Here is a 13,620-nt window from a genome sequence, read left to right on the forward strand (position 1 = left end):
GGGGCGTGGGCCGCGGCGCCCGTCGTCTGCGCGGTGGCGTGGGCCGCGGGAGCGTGAGAAGGGTAGGCGGCGGACGCGGCATGGCCGCCCTGCGCCGCGTAACCCTCGTAGCCCTGTCCCTCGTGCGCCTGCTGGTGCCACTGCTGCTGGGGCTGGGGCTGCGGCTCGGGTGCCTGGTGCTGCGGGTAGTGCGCCTGCTGCTGCCACTCCGGCGCCCCGTGCCGCTGCGACGGCTCACCCCGCTCCTCCGGCGGGTACGGCGCCGCGCCCGGCGTCTGCACCGGTGCGTGGACCTGGGTCTCCCAGGTCTGGCCCTGCCACTGCTGGGTGTGCTGCTGGGCGGTGTACTGGTCGTCGTAGCCCTGGTACGGCTGCTGGGCCGGCCACTCCTGCCGCGGCTGCTGCTGGTACGGGTCGTACGGCTGGTCGGTCATCGTCACCCTCCTGCGAACGGCGGGAGCACCTCGACCGTGCCGCCGTCGGCCAGCCGTACCGTCTCATGTCCGCGGGTGCCCACGGGGTCACCGTCGACGAGGAAGGAGCATCGCTGCAGCACGCGCACCAGTTCACCGGGGTGTCGCGCGCGCACGGCGTCGAGCGCCTCGGCGAGGGTGTCCGCGTCGTACGGCTCCTCGGCGAGCCCGGCCGCGGCCTTCGCGGCGGCCCAGTAGCGCACCGTGACCTTTGGCATCCGTTCCTCAATCAATCGGCGGTGTACAGCGTCAGGCTAGCCCGCCCGGCGCCCGGTCCAGTCCCCGATGCGGGCGAGGAGGTCGTCGGAGGCGGCGTGTTCGGCGTGGCCCATGCCGCCCTCGATCCACAGTTCGCCGTGGTCACCGGCGGCGGCCGCGAGCATGCGGGGGTGGTCCACCGGGAAGTAGCCGTCCTGGTCGCCGTGCACGATGAGGAGCGGGGTGGGCGCGATGGCCGGCACCGCCTCGACGGGGGACAGCGGGACCGGGTCCCAGTCGCGGTTGATGATCCGGGTGCGGAAGCCGTAGCGGCCCACCAGCCGGCCCTCGGGCCGGGTGACCAGCCAGTGGAGTTTGCGCATGGGGGCCGTGCCCCGGTAGTACCAGCGGGCCGGCGCGCTCACCGAGACGACGGCGTCCGTGTGCGCGGTCCCACCCGCTTGCGGCCGGTAGAGCGCCGCGTGCCGCAGCACCACCGAACCGCCCATGGAGAAGCCGACGGTCGCCACGCGCGTGTGCCCGAGCTCCCGGGCCCAGCGCACCGCGGCCGCCAGGTCGAGCACCTCCTTGTCGCCGACGGTCGAGCGCCCGCCGGAGGCCCCGTGGCCGCGGAAGGAGAAGGAGATCACCGCCCCGTAGCGGGCGAACGCCTCCACCACCCGGCGCACATGCGGCTTGTCGACGTCGCCCGTGAAGCCGTGGGCCATCACGAACGCGAGATCAACGGCAGGTGGCGCGGAGACGTCGTATACGGCGGCCGGCGGATCGTATACGGAATCGATCGTGACGCCGTCGTCCGTTGTCAGAAACGTCCGCATAGGGGTGTGTCTGATCGTCTCGCCATGCGGACGAACGATGGAACGCGCCACATGACCTGCCGGAGTGATGCTCATGTGGGCTATTCTGCTGGGCAGAGGACTCGGGCAGCGACGCCCCCGGGTCCTTTTGTGCTTTCGGAAGCGTTGTATACGAAGCGGGAAACTCCAGGTGACCGCTGGTGTACGGGGCCTTCGGGATCGCAGAGCAGGTGACGTACCGCACACGTCCTCGCAGGGACCGAGGAGGAACCAGACGTATGAGTTCTCTGCTGCTCCTGACCAACGCCCTCCAGCCGTCGACGGAGGTGCTTCCGGCCCTCGGCCTGCTGTTGCACAACGTCCGCGTGGCACCGGCGGAAGGCCCCGCACTCGTCGACACCCCCGGTGCCGACGTCATCCTCATCGACGGTCGCCGTGACCTCCCGCAGGTCCGCAGCCTGTGCCAGCTGCTGCGCTCGACCGGCCCCGGCTGTCCGCTCATCCTGGTCGTCACCGAGGGCGGTCTCGCCGCCGTCACCGCCGACTGGGGCATCGACGACGTCCTGCTCGACACCGCCGGACCGGCGGAGGTCGAGGCCCGGCTGCGGCTGGCCATGGGGCGCCAGCAGATCGTCAACGACGACTCCCCGATGGAGATCCGCAACGGCGATCTGTCGGTGGACGAGGCGACCTACAGCGCCAAGCTGAAGGGGCGGGTCCTCGACCTCACCTTCAAGGAGTTCGAACTCCTGAAGTACCTGGCCCAGCACCCGGGCCGCGTCTTCACGCGCGCACAGCTGCTGCAGGAGGTCTGGGGCTACGACTACTTCGGCGGCACCCGGACGGTCGACGTGCACGTACGGCGGCTGCGGGCCAAGCTCGGCCCCGAGCACGAGTCGCTGATCGGGACCGTCCGCAACGTCGGTTATCGATTCGTTACTCCCGAGAAGGGCGACCGGGTCTCCGACGAAGCCAAGGCCAAGGCAGAACGGGCAAAGACGGAGGATGCGGACGAGACGGCGGCGCTCGGCGCGGCCGAGGTGTCCGCGGACGCGTAGCGGGCCCCTGGGCTGGGCATTGCTTCCGCACACGAGGTGTGTGCGGAAGCTTCCGCTCGCCCTGCCCGCAGCGGGTATATCCGCGTAGACTCCGCGCGTGGCCAAGGTGACTCGGGATGATGTGGCGCGACTGGCGGGGACTTCGACCGCCGTCGTCAGCTATGTCATCAACAACGGACCCCGGCCGGTCGCCCCGGCCACGCGCGAGCGTGTCCTCGCCGCGATCAAGGAGCTGGGGTACCGCCCCGACCGCGTCGCCCAGGCGATGGCGTCCCGGCGCACGGATCTCATAGGCCTGATCATCCCGGACGCCCGTCAGCCCTTCTTCGGGGAGATGGCGCACGCGGTCGAGCAGGCCGCCTCCGAGCGCGGGAAGATGGTGCTCGTCGGCAACACCGACTACGTGGCCGAGCGCGAGGTCCACTATCTGCGGGCCTTCCTCGGAATGCGGGTCTCCGGGCTCATCCTGGTCAGCCACGCCCTCAACGACCTGGCCGCCGCCGAGATAGAGGCCTGGGACGCCCGGGTCGTCCTGCTGCACGAGCGGCCCGAGGCCATCGACGACGTCGCCGTCGTCACCGACGACCTCGGCGGCGCACATCTCGCCGTGCGACATCTGCTGGAACACGGGTACGAGTACGTCGCCTGTATGGGCGGTACCGCCGAGACACCCGCCGTCGGCGACCCCGTCTCCGACCACGTCGAGGGCTGGCGGCGCGCCATGGAGGAGGCCGGGAAACCGACCGAGGGGCGGCTGTTCGAGGCGCCGTACAACCGCTACGACGCCTACCGGATAGCGCTGGAGCTCCTCGCCGGGCCCCGGCGGCCGCCCGCGATCTTCTGCTCCACCGACGACCAGGCCATCGGCGTCCTGCGGGCCGCGCGCGAGCTGCGCATCGACGTTCCGGGCGAGCTGGCGGTGGCCGGCTTCGACGACATCAAGGAGGCGGCGCTCGCCGACCCGCCGCTGACGACGGTCGCCTCCGACCGCAGCGCGATGGCGCGGGCCGCGGTGGACCTCGTACTCGACGACGGGCTGCGGGTGGCCGGGTCCCGGCGGGAGCGGCTGAAGACCTTCCCCTCGCGCCTGGTGGCCCGGAAGTCCTGCGGATGCGAGTGATCAGCGCCGCGTGAACGCCGTATGAGAAGCGGCTGAGAGAGCTCTCCCAGCTGCGAGTACGGCCTTTATATCGGGCATACGAGGTTCTGTCGGGCTTCTCAGCGGGCACTCAGGAAGCTCTCATGGTCACGGGCCAAGCTTTTTGACATGACCGAGAGCTTCCGCCGCGACGGCGAGTACGAGCAGTACGAGAACCCTTACCAGGGCGCCCAGCAGCACTCCTCCTCCCCCGTGAACCCGGAGTGGCCGCCCCCGCCGGCGCACCGGCCCGCACAGTCGCCGCAGGCGGAGCCGGTCACCGTCCAGCCGGGCACCACCGTCTGGCCGGGTCAGCCCCAGTCCATGGCCGGCGGAGAGGGTGGCGGGAACGGTGGCGGTACGGCGGTGCTGCCCACCGTTCCCGCCGAGCCGGCCCCCGGCACCGCACCGGCCGCCAGGAAGCGCCCGCGGGGCCCCATCGCCCTGCTGGCCGCCGTGGCGATCGTCGCCGCGGCCATAGGCGGCGGCACCGCGTACGGCATACAGGAGCTGACCGGCAGCGACACCGCCGCCACCAGCTCCACCACCACCAGCGTGGTCCCCTCCAGCAAGCAGGGCGACGTCGCCTCCATCGCCGCGGCCGTCAGCCCGAGCGTGGTCGAGGTCGGCGCCACGCTGAGCAACGGCACCTCCACCGGCTCCGGTGTGATCATCACCAGCAACGGCGAGATCGTCACCAACAACCACGTCATCTCCGGCGCGCAGTCGATCAAGGTGACGACCAGCGACGGGAAGTCGTACACCGCGAAGGTCGTCGGCACCGACAGCAAGAAGGACCTCGCGCTGATCAAGCTGGAGGGCGCCTCCGGCCTGCACCCGGCCACCCTCGGCAACTCCTCCGGCGTCCGGGTCGGTGACACGGTCGTGGCGATCGGCTCCCCCGAGGGCCTCAGCGGAACCGTCACCAGCGGCATCGTCTCCGCGCTCAACCGGGACGTGACCGTCTCCACCGACGAGAACCAGCAGCAGGGCCAGGGCGGCGACGGACAGTGGCCGTTCTCCTTCGGCGGCCAGCAGTTCAACGGCGACACCGGCTCCTCCACCACGACCTACAAGGCGATCCAGACCGACGCCTCCCTCAACCCCGGCAACTCCGGCGGCGCGCTGATCAACGCCAGCGGCGACATCATCGGCATCAACTCCGCGATGTACTCCGCCAGTTCGTCCTCCTCCGGCTCCTCGGACGCCGGCAGCATCGGTCTCGGCTTCGCCATCCCGATCAACACCGTCAAGGCCGACCTGGCGCACCTGCGGGCCGGCGGCTCCAACTGACCCCTCACCTCTCCAGCAGGGAGTACGTCATGATCCAGCAGGTTTCCCACACCGTGACCGGCACCGACCCGGCCGGTCTCGCCCTGGCCCTCGAGGTGGCGTACGAGCTGCACGCACCGGCCACGCGGGCACCGGAAGTCGCCGTGCCACCCCAGCTGATGGGGCTGCACACCAACGCGGCCCGTCCGCACCGCCGCAAGGTGCCGCTGAACCGGATCTCGGCGATGAGCGCCTGATCCCGCACCGCGCCGCACTCTCTACGCGCCCGAAGGGAAACATGCGAGGCTGAAGGCGTTCAGCACCCTCAGCGTCCTTGTCGTCCCACCGCACCCGAGGAACCCGAAGCCCATGAGCCCCGCCGATGGCGACCGTGACCCCCAGCGCATCCTGATCGTCGACGACGAGCCGGCCGTGCGCGAAGCTCTCCAGCGCAGCCTCGCCTTCGAGGGCTACGAGACGGAGGTCGCCGTGGACGGCGCGGACGCCCTGGACAAGGCCACCGCCTACCGTCCCGACCTGGTCGTCCTCGACATCCAGATGCCGCGCATGGACGGTCTGACCGCGGCCCGGCGGATCCGCGGCGCGGGCGACACGACGCCGATCCTCATGCTCACCGCACGCGACACGGTCGGCGACCGGGTCACCGGGCTCGACGCGGGCGCCGACGACTACCTGGTCAAGCCGTTCGAACTCGACGAACTCTTCGCCCGCGTCCGCGCGCTGCTGCGGCGCAGCTCCTACGCCGCGGCCAGTGCGGCCGCCCAGGAGGACGAGGCGCTGACCTTCGCCGACCTGCGGATGGATCTGGCGACGCGGGAGGTGACGCGGGGCGGGCGGCCGGTGGAGCTGACCCGCACCGAGTTCACCCTGCTGGAGATGTTCATGGCCCACCCGAGGCAGGTGCTGACCCGCGAGCAGATCCTGAAGGCGGTCTGGGGCTTCGACTTCGAGCCGTCGTCCAACTCGCTGGACGTGTACGTCATGTATCTGCGCCGCAAGACCGAGGCGGGCGGCGAGCCGCGCCTCGTGCACACGGTGCGCGGTGTCGGCTACGTGCTCCGACAGGGCGGCGCGGAGTGAGAAGGATCCTCCGCCGCTTCCAGACCCTGCCGATCCGCTCCCGCCTGGCGATGCTGGTCGCGGCGGCGGTGGCGTTCGCGGTGGCGGCGGTCGCGGTCACCTGCTGGTTCATCGTGCAGGGAAAGCTGTACGACCAGCTCGACAACGACCTGCAACAGGCCACGGGGCCGCAGCCCCTCGACCAGGTCCAGCTCGCGCTGCGCGCGTGCCCGCAGACTCCGCAGCATGACACCAAGGGCCTGCGAGCCAGCAACATCTATCTGCAGCTGGTCAGTGCCGACGGCAAGCCCTGCGTCTCCTCGAACTCCGAGGGCACGGTCAACGTGACCGGCGCCGACAAGAACGTGATCAAGCACGCCAGCAGCAACCAGGGCATCTTCCGCAACGGCACCGACAAGAACGGCAACGCGGTACGGGTGCTGACCGTGCCGCTCGTCGTCAAATCGTTCGGCGGTCCGCCGGCGCTCTACCCCGACACGGCTCTGCTCGTCGCCGTCCCCCTCAAGAGCACACAGTCGACGCTCAACGAACTGGCCCTCATCCTTCTCCTCGTCTCCGGTGTCGGAGTGCTCGGTGCCGGGGCCGCCGGCCTCGCGGTGGCCCGGGCCGGGCTGCGGCCCGTCGACAAGCTGACCGAGGCCGTCGAGCATGTGGCCCGTACCGAGGACCTCGGCATCCGCATCCCCGTGGAGGACGACGCCGAGGACGAGATCGCCCGTCTGTCCCGGTCCTTCAACTCGATGACCTCCTCGCTGGCCAGCTCGCGCGAGCTGCAGCAGCAGCTCATCGCCGACGCCGGTCATGAGCTGCGCACGCCCCTGACCTCGCTCCGGACGAACATCGAACTCCTCACCCGCAGCGAGGAGACCGGCCGTCCCATCCCCCCGGCCGACCGCAAGGCCCTGCTCGCCTCCGTGAAGGCGCAGATGACCGAACTGGCCTCGCTCATCGGCGACCTGCAGGAGCTGGCGCGTTCGGAGGGACAACGGGGCGAGCGCGTCCAGGTCGTGTCGCTGCGGGACACCGTCGAGGCGGCCCTGCGCCGGGCGCGGCTGCGCGGGCCCGAGCTGACGATCACCGCCGACCTCCAGCCCTGGTACGTCCGCGCGGAGCCGTCCGCCCTGGAGCGGGCGATCGTCAACATCCTCGACAACGCCGTGAAGTTCAGCCCGGAGGGCGGCACGATCGACGTCCAGCTGGACCACGGCGTCCTCACCGTCCGCGACCACGGCCCCGGCATCCCCGCCGAGGAACTCCCGCACGTCTTCGACCGCTTCTGGCGCTCCCCCAGCGCCCGCGCGCTCCCCGGTTCAGGGCTCGGCCTGTCCATCGTCGCCCGCACGGTCGAGCAGGCGGGCGGCGAGGTCACGCTGACCCACGCGGACGGCGGCGGCACGGTGGCGACCGTACGCCTCCCGGGCGCCCCGACGCCTCCCCCCGACGTGCCGTAACGACGTCGGCCCCCGTCCTGACGTGCGCAGTTGATGGACGTACCATCGCCCGCAGAGGCTTCGGGGAGAGGCGGGCGATGGGCACGGTCGGGGGCGGCGCGTTCGAGCGGGAGTACCGCAGGCGGACAGGACTTCCGTGGCATTACCTCGGGCTGGTGGCGGTGATCTTCATGGCCGGCTCCCACACGGGCCCGCCCGCGTGGGGCCGATGGCTGCTCGTCACGTCCGCGGCGCTGACTCTCGCACGGGTCGGTTTGGAGCAGTTCCGGGCCCACACCCGCGTCACCGACGCCGGGATCACCGCGCAGGGGACGCTGCGCTCGCGCACCTGGGCCTGGCCCGAGGTGTACGGCATCCGGGTCGAGCACGATCCGCGGGGCAAGGGCAGGGCCGCTCCCCAATGGGTCACCTACCTCTACGACTTCGAGGGCCGTCGTTTCCTGCTTCCGCATCTGGACGACCGTCAGGTGGACGACCCGTACGCCGAGGTCTCCGCGCTGTGCCTGGCCGCCGCCCCGCACCGCAGCCTCAGTTGGGAACGGCAGCCGCGGGTCGAGGAGCTGATCCGGCACCGGGCCGCCCGGCGCAAGGGGTGGACCTGGGGGTTCAACGGCGCGCTGCTCGTCCTGGTCGCGATGTTCGTGTTCACCGTCTGGCAGTCCGGCACGGGCAGGCCGGAGCACGACTTCCTGGAGCTGGTGTGCGTACCCCTGGGCGCCCTGGTCGCGCTGGGCGCCCTGTTCTCCTGGTACTGGACCCACCGCACCCCGCCCGCCGGCACCTGACCCCGCCACCACCTGAGCCGGCTACCACCTGAGGATCATCGTCTCGTCCGCCGGCGGCGGTACGTCCGCCACCGCGTCCGGCAGCGGCTCGGCGAGCGCCGCGTAGGCGCCGCCGCGGGCGAGGAGTTCGGCGTGGGTGCCGGTCTCCACCAGGCGTCCTCGGTCGACGACCAGGATCCGGTCCGCGTCGGGGGCGAGGCTCAGATCGTGGGTGATCATGATGGTCGTGCGGCCCGCCATCAGTTTGCGCAACGGCTGGACCACCTGGCGGGCGGCCACCGCGTCCAGGCCCGCCGTCGGCTCGTCCAGGACGAGGACCGGGGCGGCGCGCAGCATCGCGCGGGCGATGGCGATGCGCTGGAGCTGGCCGCCGGACAGGGCGGCGGTGCCGGGCGCGATGGCGGTGTCGTAGCCGTCGGGGAGCGCGGTGATGAAGTTGTGGGCCGCCGCTTCCCGCGCCGCCCGCTCGATCTCCTGCTCGCTCGCGCCGGGGCGTCCGCAGGCGATGTTCTCCCGGATCGTGCCGTTGAGGATGAGGGTCTCCTGGGGGAGCAACGCCACGTTCTCGCGCAGGAACCGCAGACTCATGTCGGTCAACGGGACGCCGTCCAGGGTGATCACGCCCTGTGCGGGGTCGTAGAAGCGGGTGAGCAGCTTGGAGAGGGTGGACTTGCCGGCGCCGCTGGAGCCGGTGACGATCACCAGCTCGCCTGGGCCCGCGCCGAAGCTCACGTCCCGCAGGGAGGCGCGACGGGACCCGGGGTAGCGGAAGGAGACGTCGTGGAAGCCGACCCAGCCGCGCACGGGCCAGGCGGCGACCGGTTCGGCGGGGTCGGTGACGGCGGGTTCGGTGTCCAGGATCTCGTTCAGCCGCTCGGCGCCCGCGGTGGCCGCGGTGAGGGTGAGGCCGAGTCCGCCGAGGCTGCGGACCGGCGGATAGAGGTAGCCGATGAACGCGGCGAAGGCGAGGAGCTGACCGAGGGTCATCCGCCCGGCGGAGATCTCCCAGACGCCGAGGCCGATCACCGCGAGGACGCACAGGGTCTCGACGACCTCGACGAACTGCTCGTACATCTCGCTCAGCCGGGCGCCCCGGACACTGGCGCTCATCCAGGCGCGTGCCTCCCTCTCGAGCCGTTTCTCCTCGTCGGCGCGGCGGTTGTAGGCCTGGGTGAGCACGATGTTGCCCAGTGACTCCTCGACGACCGAGGTGATGGCGCCGTCGGCGACCCGCTCGTCCTGGGAAGCCGCCTTGATGCGGCCGGAGAAGCGGCGGGCGGCGAGCAGGAAGAGGGGCGCGAGGACGAAGGTGGCCAGGGCCAGGTCCCAGCGCAGATACAGGGCCGCGGAGGCGTAGAAGACGGCGGAGAAGGCGGCGGACACGGTGCCGACGACTCCGGAGACGACCATCTGCTCGATGGCCTCGACGTCACCGGTGAGGCGTTCCACCAGGTCGCCCTGGCGGTGCCGCTGGAAGAAGTGCGGGGGCAGGTCCTGGACGTGCCGGAAGACCTTGGCCCGTAGCCGCAGCACGAATCTCTCCGCGGTCCAGGTGGCCAGCGAGTTGCCGAGGTAGCCGACGAGCGCGCCGAGCGCGGCCACGCCCAGCCAGGCGCCGGCCGGTCCCCAGAAGGCGGAGAGCGAGCCGGCCTTCAGGGCGTTGTCGGTGAGCTGGGCGAACAGCAGGATCGAGGCGGTCTCGGCGAGCGCGGAGACCACCACGCAGGCGATGATCACCACCAGCCATCTGCGATCGCCGCGGGTCAGCGGCCAGAACCTGCGGAAGGCCTGACGGACTTCCCTCATCGTCGACTCCCTTGCTCGCTTGCGGACATGGCCGAGGCGGGGCCCCGGCGCGAGACTCGCTCGCGGGCCGGTGACCCCGCCTCCTGGTGTGCCTCAGCCGTGGTGCTCGATCGGGCGGCGCTTCGGAGCGTGCTTCTTCGGCGCGGGCTTCTTGGCCACGGGCTTCGGCGCCGGGGCGGGCTTGCGGGTCTTCCTGACGGGGGCGATCTTGTGGAAGCTCATGAGGGTGTCCCTTTCCGTGGAATTCTCTGTCACTGGTCTGCAACAGTTCTTCTACCGATCTGCTGCAATTACTTTTGATTTACGTGTGTAAATTCTGCGTCAGTGCGGGCCCCTTCCTGAAGATCTACCTTGTCTCGGCGTCGTTTGCGCTGTTCGCTTTCGACATGGAAAACATTACTGGATTCCGGGGCCAGGAAAAGCCAATTCCACTGAGAGCTTCCTGAGTCATTACTGTGGGGATTACACAGAATTTAAAAGGGGCCCGGTGCCGATGCACCGGGCCCCTTTGCGGGGTCAGCCTCTGTCACTGCACGATCGAGATCCGGTTCGCCACCGGCGGCGCGATCGGGTTCGCCGGCGAGGAGTTCGCCGTCAGGTACTTCTCCAGGGCCGCCAGGTCGTCCGTGCCGACCACGTCGTTCGTGCCCTGGCCCAGCGTGGTGAAGCCGTCGCCGCCGCCCGCGAGGAAGCTGTTGGTGGCGATCCGGTAGGTGGCGGCCGGGTCGATGGCGGCGCCGTTGAGCCTGATGGAGTCCGTGAGGACACGGTCCGCGCCGGTCTTCGTCAGGTCGAGGGTGTACGCCAGGTTCGCCGAGGGCTGCAGGATCTTCGGAGCGGCGGTGTTCGTGCCGCTCACCTGCTCCTTGAGCACCTGGATCAGCTGCGCCCCCGTGAAGTCCTGCAGGTTCACCGTGTTGGAGAACGGCTGCACCGTGAAGCCCTCGGCGTAGGTCACCACGCCGTCGCCCTCACTGCCCTTCGCCGCGTAGGTCAGCCCGGCGCGCACCCCGCCCGGGTTCATCAGCGCGAGGTCGGTCCCCGGATCCAGCTCCCTGCCGTACGCGAGTTGCGCGTCCGCGATCAGGTCGCCCATCGGCGACTCCGTCCCCGTGTTCGGCACGTCGGCGGAGATGTAGCCGATCGCGCGGTTGCCGATGGGGGCGGCCAGCGTGTTCCACTTGGCGATCAGCTCGGTCATGTCCGGCGCCTTCGGCACGGTCCGGGTGACCACGTGGTTCGCCGACTTCACCGCCGTACGGGCGATGTCCCCGGTGAAGCGGTCGTACGTCAGCGTGGTGTCCGTGTAGAGGCGGCCGAAGGACGCGGCCGAGGTGACCATGCGGGGCTTGCCCGAGGGGTCCGGGACCGTGCAGACGTACGCGGTGTGGGTGTGTCCGGTGACCAGGGCGTCCACCGCCGGTGTGATGTTCTTGGCGATGTCGACGATCGGGCCGGAGATGCCGCTGCCCGCGCCCGCGGAGTCGCAGTCGTAGTTGTACGCCCCCGAGGCCGGGAAGCCGCCCTCGTGGATGAGGGCGACGATCGACTTCACGCCCTGCGCCTGGAGCACGCGCGCGTACTTGTTGATCGTCTCGACCTCGTCCTTGAACTTCAGCCCCTTGACGCCGTCGGCGGAGACGATCCCCGGGGTGCCCTCCAGGGTCACCCCGATGAAGCCGATCCTGACGTCCTTCTTCTTCCACACCCAGTAGGGCTTGAGGATCGGCTTGTTCGTCTTCTCGTCGAGGACGTTGGCGGCGAGGTAGGGGAAGTTGGCGCCCGTGAACCGCTGGTCCGTGTAGCAGCCGTCGGTGGGGTGGCAGCCGCCGTTCTGCAGCCGGGCCAGTTCCCTGGCTCCCTCGTCGAACTCGTGGTTGCCGACCGAAGTGACGTCCAGGTCCAGTTTGTTGAGCGCCTCGATGGTGGGCTCGTCGTGGAAGAGGCCCGAGATCAGCGGGGAGGCGCCGACCATGTCGCCGCCGGCCGCGGTGACGGAGTACGGGTGGCCCTTGCGGGCCTCGCGCAGATGGGTCGCGAGGTACTCGACGCCGCCCGCGTCGATGGTCTTCGTCGTGCCGTCCGCCTGGAGCTCGCTCACCCGGCCCGAAGAGCCGGTCGGCGGCTCCAGGTTGCCGTGCAGGTCGTTGAAGGACAGCAGTTGGACGTCCTGGTAGCGGCTCGGCAGATGGCCGTGGCCCGTGGACTCGTGCGCCTCGGCCGGCAGCGCGGCGGCGAGGGCGCCGGCGGTGGCGAGAGCGGCGGCCGCGGCCAGCAGACGGTGTGTGCGTCTGCGGCCCCGGTACGGCTGGGAAGTGGCTGGCATGCGCCCCCCTGAGGGTCTGCTGAGGATGGCCCGTCCGGCGCAGCCTAGGGTCAACGCGCGTAGCGCGACAGGGGGCTCTTGGTTACATCCTGGTTTCCCTTTGCCCTCTGCTTGCCCTCCGCTTTGCCTGGACGTCCCCTTCGTCCCATGCCCCCACTTTGCGCCGCACGCCCCTTACCCTCGTACGCATGACCAGCGACGACACCGCACGCGCGGGCCGGACCCGCTCCATCGAGACCCACGCCGCGCTCAGCCCCGAGCAGATCGAGTCCGTACTCGCCCTGCTGGCGGAGGCCGCGCGGTACGACGGCCAGCAGGCGGTGTCCGAACAGGGCCGGCTGCAACTGCGCGGCGGAGAACGCGAGGGCGTCTCCCATCTGCTGCTCAGCTCCGGGGACGAACTCGTCGGCTACGCCCAGCTGGAGGACACCGACCCGGTGGAGGCGCCGGCCGCCGAGCTGGTCGTGCACCCCGCGCACCGGGGCCAGGGCCACGGACGGGCCCTCGGTTCGGCACTGCTGGCCGTGTCCGGCAAGCGGCTGCGGGTGTGGGCCCACGGCGGACACTCCGCGGCCCGGCATCTCGCGCAGGTCCTCGGGCTGACCCTGTTCCGTGAACTGCGGCAGATGCGGCGGCCGTTGACCGACCTGAACCTGCCCGAGCCGGTCCTGCCGCCGGACGTGACCGTCCGTACCTTCGTGCCGGGGCAGGACGACGCCGCGTGGCTCGCGGTGAACGCCGCCGCCTTCGCCCACCACCCCGAACAGGGCTCGCTGACCCAGCGCGACCTCGACGACCGCAAGGCCGAGCCGTGGTTCGACCCGGCGGGCTTCTTCCTCGCCTTCCGCGGCGGCGAACTCGTCGGCTTCCACTGGACGAAGGTCCATGCGACGGAGGGCCTCGGCGAGGTGTACGTGCTGGGGGTGCGGCCCGGCGCGCAGGGCGGCGGACTGGGCAAGGCGCTGACCACGATCGGCCTGCGGCACCTGGCGGCGCAGGAGTTGCCGACCGCGATGCTGTACGTGGACGGCGACAACAAGGCGGCGGTCTCGGTCTACGAGCGGCTGGGCTTCACGACGTACGAGACGGACCTGATGTACCGCACGGAGACGTGATGCCTCCGGCGGTTGGCCGGGTTCGGGGGCGTGGGGGTACGCGGCCCTGGGGGCTGTGCCCCCAGACCCCCATTCGGCC

Annotated in this window: 13 protein-coding genes and 1 pseudogene; 8 read left to right on the forward strand and 6 right to left on the reverse strand. The window is 70.7% G+C overall.

Annotation, left to right across the window (positions count from 1 at the left end):
- The 3 genes and pseudogenes from GRC12_RS32630 to GRC12_RS32640 all read right to left on the reverse strand — a co-directional run.
- Positions 1-434: pseudogene (locus GRC12_RS32630) on the reverse strand (hypothetical protein); the annotation flags it as partial.
- Between the two features lie 2 nt (positions 435-436).
- Entirely contained in the window at positions 437-691 is a 255-nt protein-coding gene (locus GRC12_RS32635; protein ID WP_133045745.1) for a MoaD/ThiS family protein, read from the reverse strand.
- Positions 692-727: 36 nt separating this feature from the next.
- Positions 728-1,510: an alpha/beta hydrolase gene (locus GRC12_RS32640; RefSeq protein WP_244374130.1), complete on the reverse strand. Its 783-nt coding sequence runs from the start codon at positions 1,508-1,510 to the stop codon at positions 728-730.
- 257 nt (positions 1,511-1,767) lie between these two features.
- Between GRC12_RS32640 and GRC12_RS32645 the strand changes: the two genes are divergently transcribed.
- From GRC12_RS32645 to GRC12_RS32675, 7 genes are all read left to right on the forward strand, one after another.
- The gene (locus tag GRC12_RS32645; protein WP_208783202.1) at positions 1,768-2,547 is read left to right on the forward strand and encodes a winged helix-turn-helix transcriptional regulator; all 780 of its coding nucleotides are present in this window, start codon (positions 1,768-1,770) and stop codon (positions 2,545-2,547) included.
- A gap of 97 nt (positions 2,548-2,644) precedes the next feature.
- Positions 2,645-3,667 (forward strand): LacI family DNA-binding transcriptional regulator, encoded by a 1,023-nt coding sequence (locus GRC12_RS32650; RefSeq protein ID WP_133045747.1) that lies wholly within the window; start codon positions 2,645-2,647, stop codon positions 3,665-3,667.
- Between the two features lie 147 nt (positions 3,668-3,814).
- Positions 3,815-4,978 carry a S1C family serine protease gene (locus GRC12_RS32655; protein ID WP_208783204.1) on the forward strand — a complete coding sequence of 388 codons (1,164 nt, stop codon included), beginning with the start codon at positions 3,815-3,817 and terminating at the stop codon, positions 4,976-4,978.
- Positions 4,979-5,007: 29 nt separating this feature from the next.
- Positions 5,008-5,214, forward strand: coding sequence for a hypothetical protein (locus GRC12_RS32660; RefSeq protein ID WP_208783208.1), 207 nt, complete (start codon positions 5,008-5,010; stop codon positions 5,212-5,214).
- Between the two features lie 112 nt (positions 5,215-5,326).
- Positions 5,327-6,058 (forward strand): response regulator transcription factor, encoded by a 732-nt coding sequence (locus GRC12_RS32665; RefSeq protein ID WP_208783210.1) that lies wholly within the window; start codon positions 5,327-5,329, stop codon positions 6,056-6,058.
- Between the two features lie 50 nt (positions 6,059-6,108).
- Positions 6,109-7,509, forward strand: coding sequence for a sensor histidine kinase (locus GRC12_RS32670; protein ID WP_208783225.1), 1,401 nt, complete (start codon positions 6,109-6,111; stop codon positions 7,507-7,509).
- Positions 7,510-7,586: 77 nt separating this feature from the next.
- Positions 7,587-8,294 (forward strand): PH domain-containing protein, encoded by a 708-nt coding sequence (locus GRC12_RS32675; RefSeq protein ID WP_208783212.1) that lies wholly within the window; start codon positions 7,587-7,589, stop codon positions 8,292-8,294.
- A 21-nt stretch (positions 8,295-8,315) separates the two neighbouring features.
- Here GRC12_RS32675 and GRC12_RS32680 read toward each other — a convergent pair whose 3' ends face one another.
- The 3 genes from GRC12_RS32680 to GRC12_RS32685 all read right to left on the reverse strand — a co-directional run bounded on the left by GRC12_RS32680 (position 8,316) and on the right by GRC12_RS32685 (position 12,426).
- Positions 8,316-10,100, reverse strand: coding sequence for an ABC transporter ATP-binding protein (locus GRC12_RS32680; RefSeq protein ID WP_208783214.1), 1,785 nt, complete (start codon positions 10,098-10,100; stop codon positions 8,316-8,318).
- 93 nt (positions 10,101-10,193) lie between these two features.
- A complete protein-coding gene (locus tag GRC12_RS46525) occupies positions 10,194-10,322 on the reverse strand; it encodes a hypothetical protein (protein ID WP_280117549.1) in 129 nt (42 codons plus the stop codon).
- A gap of 304 nt (positions 10,323-10,626) precedes the next feature.
- Positions 10,627-12,426 (reverse strand): bifunctional metallophosphatase/5'-nucleotidase, encoded by a 1,800-nt coding sequence (locus GRC12_RS32685; RefSeq protein WP_208783216.1) that lies wholly within the window; start codon positions 12,424-12,426, stop codon positions 10,627-10,629.
- Between the two features lie 188 nt (positions 12,427-12,614).
- On the opposite strand from GRC12_RS32685, the gene mshD reads away from it, so the two are divergent.
- A complete protein-coding gene (mshD, locus tag GRC12_RS32690) occupies positions 12,615-13,541 on the forward strand; it encodes a mycothiol synthase (protein WP_208783218.1) in 927 nt (308 codons plus the stop codon).
- Positions 13,542-13,620: the final 79 nt, after the last annotated feature.

It is taken from the genome of Streptomyces griseorubiginosus (genome assembly GCF_017614965.1).
In the GTDB taxonomy this organism is placed as follows: Bacteria; Actinomycetota; Actinomycetes; order Streptomycetales; family Streptomycetaceae; genus Streptomyces; species Streptomyces griseorubiginosus_B.

Excerpts from the sequence above, each read along its gene's own strand:
- GRC12_RS32635 (WP_133045745.1), bottom strand. The coding sequence starts at position 691 with ATGCCAAAGGTCACGGTGCGCTACTGGGCCGCCGCGAAGGCCGCGGCC.
- GRC12_RS32640 (WP_244374130.1), bottom strand. The coding sequence starts at position 1,510 with ATGCGGACGTTTCTGACAACGGACGACGGCGTCACGATCGATTCCGTA.
- GRC12_RS32645 (WP_208783202.1), top strand. The coding sequence starts at position 1,768 with ATGAGTTCTCTGCTGCTCCTGACCAACGCCCTCCAGCCGTCGACGGAG.
- GRC12_RS32655 (WP_208783204.1), top strand. The coding sequence starts at position 3,815 with ATGACCGAGAGCTTCCGCCGCGACGGCGAGTACGAGCAGTACGAGAAC.
- GRC12_RS32660 (WP_208783208.1), top strand. The coding sequence starts at position 5,008 with ATGATCCAGCAGGTTTCCCACACCGTGACCGGCACCGACCCGGCCGGT.
- GRC12_RS32665 (WP_208783210.1), top strand. The coding sequence starts at position 5,327 with ATGAGCCCCGCCGATGGCGACCGTGACCCCCAGCGCATCCTGATCGTC.
- GRC12_RS32670 (WP_208783225.1), top strand. The coding sequence starts at position 6,109 with ATGCTGGTCGCGGCGGCGGTGGCGTTCGCGGTGGCGGCGGTCGCGGTC.
- GRC12_RS32675 (WP_208783212.1), top strand. The coding sequence starts at position 7,587 with ATGGGCACGGTCGGGGGCGGCGCGTTCGAGCGGGAGTACCGCAGGCGG.
- GRC12_RS32680 (WP_208783214.1), bottom strand. The coding sequence starts at position 10,100 with ATGAGGGAAGTCCGTCAGGCCTTCCGCAGGTTCTGGCCGCTGACCCGC.
- GRC12_RS46525 (WP_280117549.1), bottom strand. The coding sequence starts at position 10,322 with ATGAGCTTCCACAAGATCGCCCCCGTCAGGAAGACCCGCAAGCCCGCC.
- GRC12_RS32685 (WP_208783216.1), bottom strand. The coding sequence starts at position 12,426 with ATGCCAGCCACTTCCCAGCCGTACCGGGGCCGCAGACGCACACACCGT.
- mshD (WP_208783218.1), top strand. The coding sequence starts at position 12,615 with ATGACCAGCGACGACACCGCACGCGCGGGCCGGACCCGCTCCATCGAG.